The sequence below is a fragment of the Pseudomonas sp. YQ_5 genome (genome assembly GCF_043103305.1).
Lineage (GTDB): Bacteria > Pseudomonadota > Gammaproteobacteria > Pseudomonadales > Pseudomonadaceae > Aquipseudomonas > Aquipseudomonas putida_Y.
The window spans coordinates 96,954-113,037 of sequence record NZ_JBICJS010000042.1 but is presented as its reverse complement, the minus strand read 5'-3'; the positions used below and the strand labels follow the sequence as shown (position 1 = coordinate 113,037).

Here is a 16,084-nt window from a genome sequence, read left to right as displayed (position 1 = left end):
ACAGGTCAAGGCAGAAGCATAACCCACACGCCCGGTGCTATCCTCGCTGGCATGAATACATCACTCCCCCTCAGCCTGATCGCGGCGTATGCCGAGAACCGCGTGATCGGCATCGACAACTCCATGCCCTGGCATTTGCCGGGGGACTTCAAGTACTTCAAGGCCACCACCCTGGGCAAGCCGATCATCATGGGGCGCAAGACCTGGGATTCGCTGGGGCGGCCGTTGCCTGGGCGGCTGAACATCGTGGTCAGCCGCCAGCCGGAGCTTCAACTGGCGGGTGCCGAGGTGTTCGCCTCGCTTGAAGAGGCGTTGGTGCGGGCCGAGCAGTGGGCGCGCGAGCAGGGCGTCGGAGAGCTGATGCTGATAGGTGGGGCGCAGCTGTATGGGCAGGCGCTGGAGAAGGGGCTGGTAAACCGCATGTACCTGACGCGGGTTGAGTTGGCGCCAGAGGGGGATGCGTGGTTCCCGGCGTTTGATGAAGGGCAGTGGAGGCTGACTTCTAGCGAGGCACAGGGTGAGGAAGGCAAGCCGGCGTATCACTTCGAGGTTTGGGACAAGGTTTGAGGTTGTCGGGGGGCTGCTTTGCAGCCCTTCGCGGGTGAACCCGCTCCTACGGGGGACCACAGGGTGTTCAGATTTTGAGCAAGACTCAAGCGGTCTTGCCGCGAAAGGGGCGCAAAGCGCCCCGGGCGATCTGTCAGGTGTGGCTCAGCTCGGCATGTTCATCTCCGGCCAGCACTTCCTTGTCTGTCTCTTTCAGCAGCTGGCTGGTGACAACGCCCGCCGTCATCGAACCGTTCACGTTCAACGCCGTACGGCCCATGTCGATCAGCGGCTCCACCGAAATCAGCAGCGCCACCAACTCCACCGGCAAGCCCATGGCTGGCAGCACGATCAGCGCGGCGAAGGTAGCACCGCCGCCCACGCCGGCAACCCCTGCCGAACTCAGCGTGACGATGGCCACCAGGGTGGCAATCCACAGTGGGTCGAAGGTGTCGATGCCTACCGCTGGCGCAACCATCACCGCCAGCATGGCCGGGTAGAGCCCGGCACAGCCGTTCTGGCCAATGGTGGTGCCGAACGATGCGCTGAAGCTGGCGATCGATTGCGGCACGCCCAGACGGCGGGTTTGTGCTTCGATGTTCAGTGGAATGCTGGCGGCGCTGGAGCGGCTGGTGAAGGCAAAGGTCAGCACCGGCCACACCTTGCGGAAGAAGCGCAGCGGGCTCACGCCGGTGGCGGCGAGGATGATGCCGTGCACTACGAACATCAACCCCAGGCCCAGGTACGACACCACCACGAAGCTGCCCAGCTTGAGGATGTCCTCCGTGTTGGAGCTGGCCACGACTTTGGTCATCAACGCCAGCACGCCATAGGGGGTCAGCTTCATCACTACCCGCACCAGGCGCATCACCCAGGCCTGCAGGGTGTCGATGGCCGACAGGGCGCGCTCGCCCTTCTCTGCGTCGTCCTTGATCAACTGCAGCGCGGCCAGGCCGAGGAACACGGCAAAGATCACCACGCTGATGATCGAGGTCGGCTTGGCCCGCGCCAGGTCGCCTACCGGGTTGCTGGGGATGAACGACAGCAACAGTTGCGGGATGTTGAGGTCGGCGACCTTGCCCGCGTAGTCACTGTGGATAACCTGCATGCGTGCGCTTTCCTGGGCACCGGCCACCAGGCCCTCGGCGCTGAGGCCGAACAGGTTGGTCAACACAATGCCGATCAGAGCGGCAATGGCGGTGGTCACCAATAGGGTGCCGATGCTCAGCACGCTGATGCGGCCCAGTGAAGAGGCATTGTGCAAGCGTGCCACGGCACTGAGGATCGAGGCGAAGATCAGCGGCATGACGATCATCTGCAACAGGCCGACATAGCCGTTGCCGACCAGGTCGAGCCAGGCAATGGTTGCCTTGAGCACGGGGTGGCCAGCGCCGTAGATCGTGTGCAGCACAAGGCCGAAGACCACGCCCAGCACCAGGCCAAGCAGTACCTTCTTGGCCAGGCTCCAGTCTGTGCGGCGGGTTTGTGCCAGGCCCAGCAACAGGGCCAGGAACGCCAGCAGGTTGAGTGACAGCGGCAGGTTCATTGAAGCTCCAGCAGAAAAAGGCAGAAATGGCATCGCCTCTGTGAGCGATTGCGAACGGAAATGCTAACAGCCTGAAAACAAACGAATTTATACCCAAATGGAATTTGCATAGTCGTTTATGGAATAACGAGGTGTCGCAAATTGCAATGAACAAGGCGTTTACAGTTGCCTGGGGGTCGTTATCGAGGGTTTGCAGTGGGGATTGTTGCACTAGCGTTTCTGGGTCATTTCAGGAGATTCGTACATGAAAGTCGCTGTGAAAGCCGCCGCCATCGGCCTGTCCCTGCTGTTCAGTATCGAAACCTTCGCCACCGAGCTCAAACACTGGCCTGCCGACGCAGCCAAGCAGCTCGACAGCATGATCGCCGCCAATGCCAACAAGGGTAACTATGCGGTGTTCGACATGGACAACACCAGTTACCGCTATGACCTGGAAGAAGCCTTGCTTCCGTTCATGGAAAACAAGGGCCTGCTAAGCCGCGACAAGCTCGACCCATCGCTGAAGCTGATGCCGTTCAAGGACACTGCCGAGCACAAGGAAAGCCTGTTCAGTTACTACTACCGGCTGTGTGAAATCGATGACATGGTCTGCTACCCGTGGGTAGCCCAGGTGTTCTCTGGCTTTACCCTCAAGCAGCTGAAGGCGCAGGTGGATGAGCTGATGGCTTCGACCAAGCCGATCCCCAGCACCTATTACGAAGGCGACCAGGTCAAGGCCATCGAGGTTCAGCCGCCCAAGGTCTTCAAGGGCCAGGCCGAGCTGTACAACAAGCTGATGGAGAATGGCATCGAGGTCTATGTGGTTTCGGCGGCCTCCGAAGAGCTGGTGCGCATGGTCGCCTCGGACCCCAAGTATGGATACAACGTGAAGCCCCAGAACGTGATTGGCGTGAGCCTGTTGCTCAAGGACCGCGCCAGCGGCCAGCTGACCACTGCGCGCAAGCAGATCAGCGCCGGGCACTACGATGCCAAGGCTAACGAGGGCCTGGAGCTGACCCCTTACCTATGGACCCCGGCCACCTGGATGGCGGGCAAGCAGGCGGCGATCCTTACCTACATCGATGAGTGGAAGAAACCGGTGCTGGTGGGCGGCGACACGCCGACCAGCGATGGCTACATGCAGTTCCACGGGGTGGATGTGGGCAAAGGCGGTATCCACCTGTGGATAAACCGCAAGGCCAAGTACATGGACCAGCTCAACGGGATGATTGCCAAAAATGCGGCAGCGCAGGCCAAGGAAGGGTTGCCGGTGACGGCAGACAAGAACTGGGTGATTGTCACGCCGGAGCAGATCCAGTAAATCTTGCCCTACCTGTGCGGCCCCTGTGGGAGCGGGCGTGCCCGCGAAGGGGCCGGTGCAGGCATAAAAAACCGGCGCCCAGGGCGCCGGTTCTTATTTCACGCCAAAAGCACCTCAGAGGCCTTCCAGCATCGCCTTGTTACGCACAGCGCCTTTGTCGGCACTGGTGGCCAGCAGGGCATAGGCCTTGAGCGCGGTGGTCACCTTGCGTGGACGGACCTCGGCTGGCTTCCAGCCCTTCTTGTCCTGCTCGACGCGGCGTTCCGCCAGCTCTTCATCGCTGACCAGCAGGTTGATCGAACGGTTAGGGATGTCGATCAGTACCTTGTCGCCGTCGCGCACCAGGCCGATGGCGCCACCTGCCGCGGCCTCTGGCGAGGCGTGGCCGATCGACAGACCCGAAGTACCGCCTGAGAAGCGGCCGTCGGTAAGCAGGGCGCAGGCCTTGCCCAGGCCTTTGGATTTGAGGTACGAGGTCGGGTACAGCATCTCTTGCATGCCCGGGCCGCCTTTCGGGCCTTCGTAGCGGATTATCACGATGTCGCCCGCTTTCACCTCGTCGGCGAGGATGCCGCGTACGGCGCTGTCCTGGCTTTCGAAGATCTTCGCGGTGCCCTCGAACACGTGGATCGATTCGTCGACACCGGCGGTTTTGACCACGCAGCCATCCAGCGCGATGTTGCCGTACAGCACGGCCAGGCCGCCCTCTTGCGAGTAGGCGTGTTCGAAGCTGCGGATACAGCCGTTTTCACGGTCGTCGTCGAGGGTTTCCCAACGGGTCGACTGGCTGAATGCGGTCTGGGTCGGGATACCGGCAGGGCCGGCCTTGAAGAAGGTGTGCACGGCTTCGTCATCGGTCTGGGTGATGTCCCATTTGGCGATGGCTTCTTCCATGCTGCGGCTGTGAACGGTCGGCAGGTCGGTGTGCAGCAGGCCGCCACGGGCCAGCGAACCGAGGATGCTGAAGATGCCACCAGCGCGGTGGACGTCTTCCATATGGTACTTCTGGATGTTCGGCGCCACTTTGCACAGCTGCGGCACTTTGCGTGACAGGCGGTCGATGTCGCGCAGGTCGAACGCCACTTCGCCTTCCTGTGCTGCTGCCAGCAGGTGCAGGATGGTGTTGGTCGAACCGCCCATGGCGATGTCCAGCATCATGGCGTTTTCGAACGCTTTGAAGTTGGCGATGCTGCGTGGCAGGACCGACTCGTCATTCTCGCCGTAGTAGCGTTTGCACAGTTCGACGATGGTGCGGCCGGCCGTGAGGAACAGCTGCTCGCGGTCGGAGTGGGTGGCCAGGGTCGAACCGTTGCCTGGCAGGGCCAGGCCCAGGGCTTCGGTCAGGCAGTTCATCGAGTTGGCGGTGAACATGCCGGAGCACGAACCGCAGGTCGGGCAGGCGCTGCGCTCGTATTCGGCGACTTTCTCGTCGGAAGCCGTGGAGTCGGCCGCGATGACCATGGCATCGACCAGGTCCAGGCCGTGGCTGGCCAGCTTGGTCTTGCCGGCTTCCATCGGGCCGCCGGAAACGAAGATCACCGGGATGTTCAGGCGCAGGGCGGCCATCAGCATGCCGGGGGTGATCTTGTCGCAGTTGGAGATGCAGACGATGGCGTCAGCGCAGTGCGCATTGACCATGTATTCCACGGCGTCGGCAATGATTTCGCGGCTTGGCAGCGAGTACAGCATGCCGTCGTGGCCCATGGCGATGCCGTCATCGACCGCGATGGTGTTGAATTCCTTGGCCACGCCACCGGCGCGTTCGATTTCGCGGGCCACCAGTTGGCCCAGGTCCTTCAGGTGCACATGGCCCGGGACGAACTGGGTGAACGAGTTGGCGATGGCAATGATCGGTTTCTTGAAGTCTTCGTCCTTCATCCCGGTGGCGCGCCACAGGGCGCGGGCGCCGGCCATGTTGCGGCCTTGGGTGGAAGTCTTGGAACGATAATCAGGCATGAAACACTCCTGGCGGCTTAATCAGGTCACAAATAGGGGAGTGAGCTTCTCTTGTCCTTTGCGCCGCAGGCCGGTTGCCACTGGCACGGATGGGGCCAAGACGGCGCGGGATCGCCGCGTGCTTGACCAGAGCTCATAAACCCGCCGGGGATGACTGGCGATGAATAGGCCGATTCTACACCGCTGGCGCGGTGAGGGAATGCAGATGTGGATGGTTGGCGGGGGGATTGCGGCAGGAAAGGGCCGCTGGGCGGCCCTTTTTGGCAGATTTCAGCTGTTCGGCAGTAACCGGCAGGTGATGCTTTTGATGTAGCGGGTTTCGGCAATGGCCGGGTGTACCGGGTGATCCGGGCCCTGGCCGCCACGCTCGAGCAACTGCATGTTGCGGTCCAGGTGACGGGCGCTGGTCAGCAGGATGTTGTTCAGGTCGTCCTCGGGCAGGTGCATCGAGCATGAGGCGCTGACGAGGATGCCGTCTTTGTTCAACATGCGCATGGCCTGTTCGTTCAGGCGGCGGTAGGCCGCTTCGCCGTTTTTCAGGTCTTTTTTGCGCTTGATGAAGGCAGGTGGGTCGGCAATGATCACGTCGAAGCGTTCTTCGGCTGCCTTGAGCTCGCGCAGGGCTTCGAACACATCGCCTTCGATGCAGGTCAGCTTCTCGCTGATGCCGTTCAGTGCAGCGTTACGCTCCACGCCGTCCAGGGCGAAGCCCGAGGCATCGACACAGAACACTTCGCTGGCGCCAAAGGCACCGGCCTGCACGCCCCAGCCGCCGATGTAGCTGAACAGGTCGAGTACACGCTTGCCCTTCACGTACGGCGCCAGGCGGGCGCGGTTCATGCGGTGGTCGTAGAACCAGCCCGTCTTCTGGCCTTCGCGCACCGGGGCCTCGAACTTGACGCCGTTCTCTTCCAGCGGCACCCAGTCCGGCACTTCGCCGTAGACGGTTTCGACATAGCGCTGCAGGCCTTCGGCGTCGCGCGCGGCGGAATCGTTCTTGAACAGGATGCCGCTGGGCTTGAGCACCTGCACCAGCGCGGCGATCACGTCATCCTTGTGCGCTTCCATGGTGGCCGAGGCCAGCTGCACCACGAGGATATCGAAGAAGCGGTCGACCACCAGGCCTGGGAGCAGGTCGGAGTCACCGTAGACCAGGCGGTAGCACGGCTGGTCGAACAGGCGCTCGCGCAGCGACAGGGCGACGTTCAGGCGGTGTACCAGCAGCGACTTGTCCAGCGGCAGCTTGCTGTCGCGTGACAGCAGGCGGGCGCAGATCAGGTTGTTCGGGCTCAGTGCGACGATGCCCAGCGGCTTGCCGTTGGCTGCCTCGAGAATGGCCTGCTGACCCGCCTGGAAGCCTTGCAAAGGGGTCGCGCTGACATCGACTTCGTTGCTGTAGACCCACAGGTGGCCGGCGCGCAGGCGGCGGTCGGCATTGGCTTTGAGGCGAAGGCTGGGCAGGGACATGACGTCGCTCCGGGAAAAAGAGCGGGATTATAGCGTGTCTGCGGTGCTTTCGCCTTTAGAGGTGTGGTAACCGGGGGCGCTTAGAGGGTTAAAATGCCGCGTCCTAAACGAGTGTGCACGTATGTCCCAAGAACTCAGCGCCGAACAGATCCAGCAAGCCTTGCAAGGCATCACCATCCCGCCTCAACCGCAGATCATGGTCGATCTGCAGTTCGAGCAGTACATGCCTGACCCGGACCTGGAAACCATCGCCAAGCTGATTTCCCAGGACCCGGGCCTCTCTGGCGCCTTGCTCAAGCTGGTCAACTCTCCGCACTTTGGCTTGTCCAACAAGATCGGTTCGATCCAGCGTGCGGTGAACCTGCTGGGTAGCCGTTCGATCATCAACCTGATCAACGCCCAGTCGATCAAGGGTGAGATGAGCGACGAGACCATCGTTACCCTCAACCGCTTCTGGGATACCGCCCAGGACGTGGCGATGACCTGCCTGACGCTGGCCAAGCGTACCGGCATTCAGGCGGCGGACGAGGCCTATACCCTTGGCCTCTTCCATGACTGCGGCGTGCCGTTGATGCTCAAGCGCTTCCCCACTTACATGGAAGTGCTGGAAGAGGCATACGCCAAGGCCGACGAAGAAACACGCGTGGTCGATACCGAAAACCGCACGTTCAACACCAACCATTCAGTGGTCGGCTACTTCACCGCCAAATCCTGGCGCTTGCCTGAGCACCTCAGTGCGGCCATCGCCAACCACCACAATGCCTTGGGCGTGTTCCGCGACGATACTTCGCGCAATACCCAGAGCCAGCTGAAAAACCTGCTGGCGGTGCTGAAGATGGCCGAGCACATCTGCGCGTCCTACCGGGTGCTGGGCAACCAGTCGGTGGACCACGAATGGAATGCGGTCGGCCCTTTGGTGCTCGATTACATTGGCTTGTCGGAATACGATTTCGAAAACCTCAAGCAGAACATTCGCGAGTTGGGCGGACACTGACACATGCCGGAATTGCCAGAAGTAGAAACCACCCGGCGCGGTATTGCGCCACACCTGGAAGGCCAGCGCGTCAGCCGTGTGGTGGTACGCGACCGACGCCTGCGCTGGCCGATTCCGGAAGACCTCGATGTGCGTCTGTCAGGGCAGCGCATCGTCAGCGTGGAGCGACGCGCCAAGTACCTGTTGATCAATGCTGAAGTGGGGACGCTGATCAGCCACTTGGGCATGTCGGGCAACCTGCGGCTGGTCGAGCTGGGCTTGCCGGCGGCCAAGCATGAGCATGTCGACATCGAACTGGAGTCCGGGCTGATGCTGCGCTACACCGACCCACGTCGCTTTGGTGCCATGCTGTGGAGCCTGGACCCTCTGAACCATGAGCTACTGTTGCGCCTGGGGCCTGAGCCGCTGACCGACCTGTTCGATGGTGAACGGCTGTTCCAGCTGTCCCGCGGGCGGTCGATGGCGGTCAAGCCGTTCATCATGGACAACGCGGTAGTGGTGGGGGTGGGCAACATCTACGCCACCGAGGCGCTGTTTGCCGCCGGTATCGACCCACGCCGGGAGGCGGGCGGGATTTCCCGGGCGCGCTACCTGAAACTGGCGATCGAGATCAAACGGGTGCTGGCGGCGGCGATCGAGCAGGGCGGTACCACCCTGCGTGACTTCATTGGTGGCGATGGGCAGCCGGGGTACTTCCAGCAGGAACTGTTTGTGTACGGGCGTGGCGGGCAGCCGTGCAAGGTATGCGGCACTGAGTTGCGCGAAGTGAAGCTGGGGCAGAGGGCGAGCGTGTACTGCCCGCGCTGCCAACGATGAAACGTTCGCTGCGAACCTGTTGAAGCGAAACCTGAACGTTGGCGCGGTAACTGTGGGAGCGGGCAAGCCCGCGAAACAGGCGACGCGATGAATGGCACCGGCTACGCCGGTGTTCGCGGGCATGCCCGCTCCCACAGGGACCGTGCAGGGAAGGGCAGTGATCAGCCCTTTCCAGTGATCCGGCGATACTTGGCCATCAGCTGTTCTTCGGTTTCCGGGTGCGCTTCATCCAGCGGGATGCAGTCGACCGGGCAGACCTGTTGGCACTGCGGCTCGTCGTAATGGCCTACGCACTGGGTGCACAGGTTAGGGTCGATCACGTAGATCTCTTCGCCTTGGGAGATAGCCTCGTTCGGGCACTCGGGTTCGCAGACGTCGCAATTGATGCAATCGTCGGTGATGATCAGGGACATGGGGGCTCCGGCCGGGGCTCATAGCCCGGGCATGTTCAACGCAATGGGCACAATTGTGCCGCATTCGCGCCCGCAGTGCACGCGGGCGCGACAATCAGGCGTCAGGCTTGCTTCTTGAAGCGTTCAGTCAGCGCGTCGGCCACCACCGGGTGGACGAACTTGCTGATATCACCGCCCAGCGCCGCAATCTCCCGGACCAAGGTCGAGGAAATGAACGAATAACGCTCCGACGGCGTCAGGAACAGGCTCTCGACATCGGGGGCCAGTTGCCGGTTCATGTTCGCCAGCTGGAACTCGTACTCGAAGTCAGACACTGCACGCAGGCCACGCAGGAAGACGTTGGCGCCCTGTTCCTTGGCGAAATGCGCCAACAGGGAAGAGAAGCCGATGACTTCGACATTGGGCAGGTGCTTGGTGACCTCACGGGCGAGCTCAACCCGTTGTTCCAGCGGGAACAAGGGGTTTTTCTTGGGGCTGGCCGCCACCGCGATGATCACGTGGTCGAATAGCCGCGAAGCGCGCTCGACCAGATCGCCATGGCCTTTGGTAATGGGGTCGAAAGTACCCGGGTACAACACTCGGTTCATCGCGTCATCCTGGCTGGAGTGCGTTGGGGAGTCGGATGGTAGCGCAGCGACGGCGCCCCGGCCAAGTCATGCGGCCGACTGATGGCACTATAGACAGGGGCCATATTCGTTGTCATGCGCTGTGTGCCAAGCGGGTGGCCAGTGCTTCACTGAGCCTGGCGCTGATGGCATACACCGACAGTTGCGGGTTGGCGCCGATGCTGGTGGGGAACAGCGAACCGTCGTGAATCGACAGGTTTTCCAGCTGGTGATGGCGTCCCAGGCTGTCGCACACCGCCTGGCGCGGGTCTTCGCCGAGTGCGCAGCCGCCCATCACATGGGCGCTGCCCAAGCGTGTGCGGAAGGGCTCCAGGCGCAGTTTGTCGATCATGGTCAGGGTCTGTTCCAGGCCTGATGCGGCGCTGGCGTCGCTGTGCACTGGGGTCACCTGGGTGGCGCCAGCGGCGAACTGTACTTGCGCCATGCTGCGGTAGGCTCGTCGCAAGCCGTCACGCAGGTAGTCGGTGACCGGGTAATCGAGCACGGGTGAACCATCGCCGCGCAGTTCCACGGTCCCACCCTGGCTTTCGGGGTGAAAACCATCGCGTAGCAGCGCCAGCATCACATGGGTATGGGGCAGCTCGGCCATGCGCTGGGCATTCTCGTGGCCGTGCCCACCCAGCAGGGTGCTGGCCAGGGCCGGGTGCAGCGGCGGTACTTCCAGCTTGTAGCCAACCGGACCGTCTGCGCCGCCTTGCCACTGGAAGTGGTCGCTGTAGATCGACTGCGGGGCGCCATAGTAAGGGTCGATACGCTCGCTGAAGCGTGCCGCACTGAAGTTGACCAGGTGCAGGAAGGTCCGCTTGCCGAGGCGGCCATGCGGGTCGGGCGCGGCAGAGCGCAGCAGCAGGGCCGGGCTGTTGATACCGCCACCGGCCAGGAGGTAATGGCGTGCCCGCACGCTGATCTGCCTGCCGGTTGGGTGTATGCCTTGGGCGTCCAGGGCCTGGCATGTCAGGCCCTGAATGCGTTCGCCGTTGTGGGTGAAGCGCTCGGCCCGCGCCAGGTACAGCAGCTCGCCGCCTTGCTCGAGGGTGGCAGGTATACGGGTCACCAGCATCGATTGTTTGGCATTCACCGGGCAACCCATGCCGCAGTAGCCCAGGTTCCAGCAGCCGCGCACGTTGCGCGGGATCACCCCCCAGCGGTAGCCCAACTGTTCGCAGCCCCGGCGCAGCACATCGTTGTTGGCATTCGGCGGCAAGGCCCAGGGGCTGATGCCCAGCTCCTGCTCCATGCGTTCGAACCAGGGGCGCAGTTCATCCTCGCTCAAACCGTTCACACCGTGGACCGAGGCCCAGTGCGCCAGTGTTTGCGGCGGGGTACGAAAGCTCGAGGTCCAGTTCACCAGCGTGGTGCCGCCCACGGCGCGGCCCTGCAGGATGGTAATGGCGCCATCCTTGCTCATGCGCCCCAGGCCTTCTTGGTAAAGGCTGGCGTAGGCTTCGTTTTCCAGCAGGTGAAAGTCGCTGCTGGTCTTCAGTGGGCCTTCTTCGATCAGCAGTACCTTGAAACCGGCAGCGCTGAGCATCTGCGCACTGGTGGCGCCGCCGGCACCACTGCCGATCACGGTAATGTCGGCCTCCAGAAACAGGTCGTGCTCCAGACGCGAGGCGTCGTGGGTGATCCAGCCGCGTTCGAGGCCTTGGCGAAACGGGTCGGGGACAGGCATTGGCGATGCTCTTGTTGTTTTCAGATTTTCGGTGGGCCCGGGTAACCGCAGTCTGCCCAGGATTCGGGGCGTTCGTACCAGGCCATTTGCAGTAGTTGCAGCAACGAGGCGTGCCCCATGCGTAGCAGGTTCAGCGAGCTGTCCTGCCAACGCTGCAGGAACGCCGTGACCTGCGTGGCGCCAGCCTGGCCCCAGCTGACCCAGACGCCGGTCAGCGGGCCGCGAGTCAGTGGCAGGCTGAGCACGTCGAACAATTGCCGGGTGAGCTTGAGCATTTCCGGCGACAACGCCGCCAGCTTGTTGTCGAGGCTGCGCATTACCGGCGTCTCGGTGGCCTGCGTGCCGGCCAGCACCACCGGGATCAGCGCTCGCAGCAGTGGCAGGTCGTCGTCGCGGAGTACCTGATAGCCGGTCGCGGCTGTTTGCGCGCTGCACCCCACCAGGCTGGCGCCCGCCAGAAAAGCACTGGCGCCGAGGCTGAAACGCAGCAGTTCGCGGCGGTGCATGGTGCGATCCTCAGCGGATGAACAGTTTGTAGACCAGGCGCTGCAAGGCCTTGCCATAAGGCGGGTAGATCAGCCGTGCGGCGTTGAAGCGTTGCTTGGCAAGTACCGCCTTGGCCTTGCTGAAGGTGAGGAAGCCGTCATGACCATGGTAGTGACCCATGCCTGAAGGACCGATGCCGCCGAAGGGTAGATCGTCCTGGGCAACATGCAGCAAGGTGTCGTTCAGGCACACACCACCGGAGTGGGTGTGACGCAGCACATGCTCCTGGGTGCGGCGGTCATAGCCAAAGAAGTACAGCGCCAGTGGGCGTGGGCGCTGGTTGATGTAGGCCAAGGCCTGGTCGATGCCGTCATAAGGCACTAGCGGCAATAGCGGGCCGAAGATTTCGTCCTGCATCACCTGCATGCTGTCGTTCACATCCAGCAGCAAGTGTGGCGGCAGGCGCCGGCCTTGAGGAGCCTCGCCTGGGTACAAGTCGAGTACTTGCGCGCCTTTGGCCCGGGCATCGTCCAGCAGGTGCTGCAAGCGCTGCAACTGGCGCGGGTTGATGATGGCGGTGTAGTCGGGGTTGTCGGCTATGCGCGGGTAAAGTCGGTGCACGGCGCGCTGGTAGGCGTCGCTGAAGGCGGGCAGCCGTTCGCGCGGCACCAGTACGTAGTCGGGGGCAACGCAGGTCTGGCCGGCGTTGAGGGTCTTGCCGAAGGCGATGCGCTCGGCAGCGCTGTCCAGCGGCACATCGTCAGAAACAATAGCGGGAGACTTGCCACCCAACTCCAGGGTGACCGGGGTCAGGTTGTGTGCGGCAGCCTGCATCACCTGGCGGCCCACGCTGGTGGCACCGGTGAACAGCAGGTGGTCGAAGGGCAGGCGGGCAAAGGCCTGGCCCACCTCGACTTCACCGAGCACAACGCTGACCAGGTCTGTGGGGAACACACGCTCGAGCAGTTGCTGCAGGGCCAGGCCAGTCGCGGGCGTGGCCTCGCTAAGCTTGAGCATGACCCGGTTGCCGGCGGCCAGGGCGCAGGTCAACGGGCCGATGGCGAGGAACAGCGGGTAGTTCCACGGCACGATGATGCCGACCACGCCCAGGGGTTGATAGCGCACCTGTGCGCTTGCCGGCTGGAACGCCAGGCCGACGCGGCGTCGGCTGCTGCGCATCCAACGTTGCAAGTGCTTTTCGGCGTGGCGCAGGCCCTGCACCGACGGTAGCAGTTCGGCCAGCAAGGTCTCGTCGGCGCTGCGCCCGGCAAAATCCTGGCTGATGGCATTGATCAGTTCTGCCTGGTTGCCCAGCAAGGCTTCACGCAGGCTTTTCAACCACTGGCGCCGCTGTGCCGCTGGTGGCAGCGGGTTACCGGCAAAGGCCAAACGCTGGGCCGCGAACGTCGTCGCGAGGTCGAGGTCGAATTGCACAGAGGGCAAGGCACTGGGCGAGTTCATGGCGGTGTCGAGTCCGGGCAGGGGTTGCCTAGAGCCTATACTCTAATTTGTACCATGGTGCGAATTTTTACATGCCGTTCAACGGTGCATTCCACCTGTAATACGCCGTAAGATAAACCTTTGATGAAGGCCCGCAGACTGGGAGCTGAGCATGGCCCCGCGCATGAAGACCCGAGAGCGCATCGTGCAGAACAGCCTGGAGCTGTTCAACCAGCAGGGCGAACGCAGCGTCAGTACCAACCACATTGCCGCGCACATGGAAATCTCGCCCGGCAACCTGTATTACCACTTCCCCAACAAGCAGGCGATCATTGCCCTGTTGTTCAGCCAGTACGAAGCGCTGGTGGACAGTTTTCTGCGCCCGCCGCAGGGCCGCGCGGCAACCGTGGAAGACAAGCGCTTCTACCTCAAGGCCTTGCTGGCGGCGATGTGGAACTACCGCTTCCTGCACCGTGACCTGGAGCATCTGCTGGACAGCGATGCCGAACTGGCCGCCCGTTACCGGCGTTTTTCCGAGCGCTGCCTGCGCCAGGGCCAGGCGATCTACCGCGGCTTCGTCGAGGCTGGCATCCTGGCCATGGTGCCGGCGCAGATCGAGTCACTGACCATCAACGCCTGGATCGTGCTGACGTCATGGGTACGTTTTCTCAGTACCACGCGTGAACATTCCGCGCACTTGGGTGAAGAAGCCTTCAAGCGCGGCGTCTATCAGGTGCTGGTGCTGGAGCTCGGCTTCGTCACCGACAATGCCCGCACTGCCGTGGACGCGCTGTGCGAAGAATTCCATGTACCGTTCAACCAGGCCCTGGAGCACTAGCTCAGGGCCCTCGTGCCATTGACCAGGAGATTGTCATGCCCCTTGCGCAATTGATCACCCCGCAGCAGTTGGCCGAGCGACTGGACTCGCCCGGGTTGGTGATCCTCGACTGCCGTTTTGCCCTCGAGGATGTGGACTATGGCCAGCGCAGCTATGCCCAGGGGCATATTGCTGGGGCGAATTTTGCCGACCTGGACCGCGACCTCAGCGGGCCGGTGAGCAAGGGGCGCACCGGGCGCCACCCATTGCCCGATCCGCAGCGGCTGGTCGAGCGCCTGCGAGAGTGGGGGCTGAACAACGATAGCGAAGTGGTGCTGTATGACGATGGCCCCGGCGCCTTTGCCGCCCGGGCCTGGTGGCTGCTGGTCTGGCTGGGCAAGCGCAGCGGTGTGGCGATTCTCGACGGTGGCCTGAAGGCCTGGCACGCGGCGCACCTGCCGTTGAGCCTGGACCCGCCGCCCAAACGTGAGGGCACTTTCAGTGGTGAGCCGGACGCGAAGCTGCTGATTGATGCCGACCATCTGGGCAAGCGCCTTGGTAGTGCAGACCTGACTTTGATCGATGCGCGTGCCTTGCCACGTTTTCGTGGTGAAGTGGAGCCGATCGACCCGGTGGCGGGGCATATTCCCGGTGCCCAGTGTGCGGCGTTTACCGACAACCTGGGGGCTGACGGGTGTTTTCTGCCGGCGGATCAGCTAAAGCAGCGTTTTGCCGAAAAACTGGGTGGACGGGTGCCGGAGCAGTTGGTGTCTTACTGCGGCTCTGGGGTAACGGCTTGTCATAACCTGTTTGCCATGGCGCTGGCGGGGTACCCGCTGGGCAAGTTGTATGCCGGGTCGTGGAGTGAATGGATCAACAACCCGCAGCATGCTGTGGCCACCGGCGAGTAAGCAGGTCGGGTTGAATCCCTGTAGGCGCGCGCAGCCTCTATCAGCTTGAGGCTAGCTACCGTCCACCAGCCACTGCGGAATCCGTCGTTCCAGGTAGTACCCCGGATTTCGCAGGCTGCCATCGACAAAGCCCACATGCCCACCGCGGCCATGCAGTTCGAAACGGGTCTGTGGTGACAGTTCACGGGCCGTCGGCAGGCTGTGACTGGACACGAACGGGTCATCGCTGGAATGGATGATCAGCGTCGGCGTGCGGTTCTGGCCAAGGAAGAAGTGGCTGGATGAGCGGCGATAGTAGTCGTGTGCATCGCGAAAGCCATTGAGCGGTGCAGTGACTTTTCCGTCGAAGTCCCAGAATGTGCGCAAGTTGGTGAGTTGGCCCAGACGTTCCAGTGTCGCCAGCTGCTCGTGCTGGCCCCGGGCGTGGAAGTGCCGCTGCTTGAGCTGAACATATGCCAGCATCTCGCGCATGAAATGCGCCTGATACACCTTGGAGAAGCCCTGGCCGATACGGTCGGCACAGTGGTCCAGGCGAAAGGGCACCGATACTGCAACTGCTGCCTCCAGTTGGCTGGCGACGCCGCTCTCACCCAGGTACTTCAACAGTACATTGCCACCCAGCGAATAACCCACTGCGTACAGCGGTGCCAGCGGGCGCTGGGCGCGAAGATGGCTGACAATTTCCGCCAGGTCTTCGCTGGCGCCGGAGTGGTAGCTGCGCGGCAACAGGTTGGGCTCGCCTGAACAACCCCGCCAGTTCACGGCCACACTGGCCCAGCCGCGACCTTGCAGCGCTTGCTGCAAGCCTTTCACGTAAGGCGAGTGAGACGAGCCGGTCAGCCCATGCAGCACAATGACCAGTGGCGCATGGGGTTGGTGCGGGCCATGCCAGTCCAGGTCGATGAAGTCGCCATCGGCCAGCCACAGTCGCTCGCGGTCACGCTGCAGCTCAGGCAGCTTGCGCCAGAGTGGCCCCCACAGGGTCTGCAGGTGGGGATTGGATAGGCCGATGGCTGGACGGAATGTGGCGTTGTGGCTGGGCATGCTGGGTGGCTCATGATGTGCCTTGCTAGCTTGCCATGAAACAGCGCCAC

At 62.7% G+C, this 16,084-nt stretch carries 15 protein-coding genes; 6 read left to right on the top strand and 9 right to left on the bottom strand.

Annotated elements, in window-relative coordinates:
• The first annotated feature begins 51 nt into the window (after positions 1-51).
• Positions 52-567 (top strand): dihydrofolate reductase, encoded by a 516-nt coding sequence (locus tag ACF8EA_RS07425; protein ID WP_274101973.1) that lies wholly within the window; start codon positions 52-54, stop codon positions 565-567.
• A 133-nt stretch (positions 568-700) separates the two neighbouring features.
• Here the strand turns inward: ACF8EA_RS07425 and ACF8EA_RS07420 are convergent, their stop codons facing one another.
• Complete coding sequence (locus tag ACF8EA_RS07420) at positions 701-2,092, bottom strand: L-cystine transporter (RefSeq protein ID WP_392521404.1); 1,392 nt, start codon at positions 2,090-2,092, stop codon at positions 701-703.
• A gap of 244 nt (positions 2,093-2,336) precedes the next feature.
• Between ACF8EA_RS07420 and ACF8EA_RS07415 the strand changes: the two genes are divergently transcribed.
• Positions 2,337-3,392 (top strand): phosphorylcholine phosphatase, encoded by a 1,056-nt coding sequence (locus tag ACF8EA_RS07415; protein WP_021783642.1) that lies wholly within the window; start codon positions 2,337-2,339, stop codon positions 3,390-3,392.
• Between the two features lie 114 nt (positions 3,393-3,506).
• On the opposite strand, the gene ilvD is transcribed toward ACF8EA_RS07415, so the two are convergent.
• Positions 3,507-5,348 (bottom strand): dihydroxy-acid dehydratase, encoded by a 1,842-nt coding sequence (gene ilvD, locus ACF8EA_RS07410; protein WP_003249056.1) that lies wholly within the window; start codon positions 5,346-5,348, stop codon positions 3,507-3,509.
• 270 nt (positions 5,349-5,618) lie between these two features.
• The gene (locus ACF8EA_RS07405) at positions 5,619-6,815 is read right to left on the bottom strand and encodes a class I SAM-dependent rRNA methyltransferase (RefSeq protein ID WP_392521403.1); all 1,197 of its coding nucleotides are present in this window, start codon (positions 6,813-6,815) and stop codon (positions 5,619-5,621) included.
• Between the two features lie 175 nt (positions 6,816-6,990).
• On the opposite strand from ACF8EA_RS07405, the gene ACF8EA_RS07400 reads away from it, so the two are divergent.
• Positions 6,991-7,809, top strand: coding sequence for an HDOD domain-containing protein (locus tag ACF8EA_RS07400; RefSeq protein ID WP_172402782.1), 819 nt, complete (start codon positions 6,991-6,993; stop codon positions 7,807-7,809).
• A 3-nt stretch (positions 7,810-7,812) separates the two neighbouring features.
• Complete coding sequence (gene mutM / locus ACF8EA_RS07395) at positions 7,813-8,625, top strand: bifunctional DNA-formamidopyrimidine glycosylase/DNA-(apurinic or apyrimidinic site) lyase (protein ID WP_010955661.1); 813 nt, start codon at positions 7,813-7,815, stop codon at positions 8,623-8,625.
• A 161-nt stretch (positions 8,626-8,786) separates the two neighbouring features.
• Here the strand turns inward: mutM and ACF8EA_RS07390 are convergent, their stop codons facing one another.
• From ACF8EA_RS07390 to ACF8EA_RS07370, 5 genes are all read right to left on the bottom strand, one after another.
• Positions 8,787-9,038: a YfhL family 4Fe-4S dicluster ferredoxin gene (locus tag ACF8EA_RS07390; RefSeq protein ID WP_003249063.1), complete on the bottom strand. Its 252-nt coding sequence runs from the start codon at positions 9,036-9,038 to the stop codon at positions 8,787-8,789.
• A 101-nt stretch (positions 9,039-9,139) separates the two neighbouring features.
• Positions 9,140-9,625: a pantetheine-phosphate adenylyltransferase gene (coaD, locus tag ACF8EA_RS07385; protein ID WP_010955660.1), complete on the bottom strand. Its 486-nt coding sequence runs from the start codon at positions 9,623-9,625 to the stop codon at positions 9,140-9,142.
• 112 nt (positions 9,626-9,737) lie between these two features.
• A complete protein-coding gene (locus tag ACF8EA_RS07380; RefSeq protein ID WP_392521402.1) occupies positions 9,738-11,336 on the bottom strand; it encodes a GMC family oxidoreductase N-terminal domain-containing protein in 1,599 nt (532 codons plus the stop codon).
• Positions 11,337-11,356: 20 nt separating this feature from the next.
• Positions 11,357-11,842 carry a twin-arginine translocation pathway signal protein gene (locus tag ACF8EA_RS07375; protein ID WP_392521400.1) on the bottom strand — a complete coding sequence of 162 codons (486 nt, stop codon included), beginning with the start codon at positions 11,840-11,842 and terminating at the stop codon, positions 11,357-11,359.
• A 10-nt stretch (positions 11,843-11,852) separates the two neighbouring features.
• Positions 11,853-13,283: a coniferyl aldehyde dehydrogenase gene (locus tag ACF8EA_RS07370; RefSeq protein ID WP_021783647.1), complete on the bottom strand. Its 1,431-nt coding sequence runs from the start codon at positions 13,281-13,283 to the stop codon at positions 11,853-11,855.
• A gap of 151 nt (positions 13,284-13,434) precedes the next feature.
• Here ACF8EA_RS07370 and ACF8EA_RS07365 point away from each other — a divergent pair, with 151 nt between their 5' ends.
• Positions 13,435-14,100, top strand: coding sequence for a TetR/AcrR family transcriptional regulator (locus ACF8EA_RS07365; protein ID WP_392521398.1), 666 nt, complete (start codon positions 13,435-13,437; stop codon positions 14,098-14,100).
• Positions 14,101-14,135: 35 nt separating this feature from the next.
• Positions 14,136-14,990 carry a sulfurtransferase gene (locus ACF8EA_RS07360; RefSeq protein WP_392521396.1) on the top strand — a complete coding sequence of 285 codons (855 nt, stop codon included), beginning with the start codon at positions 14,136-14,138 and terminating at the stop codon, positions 14,988-14,990.
• Between the two features lie 51 nt (positions 14,991-15,041).
• Here the strand turns inward: ACF8EA_RS07360 and ACF8EA_RS07355 are convergent, their stop codons facing one another.
• Positions 15,042-16,034, bottom strand: coding sequence for a hydrolase (locus ACF8EA_RS07355; protein ID WP_392521395.1), 993 nt, complete (start codon positions 16,032-16,034; stop codon positions 15,042-15,044).
• Between the last annotated feature and the right edge of the window lie 50 nt (positions 16,035-16,084).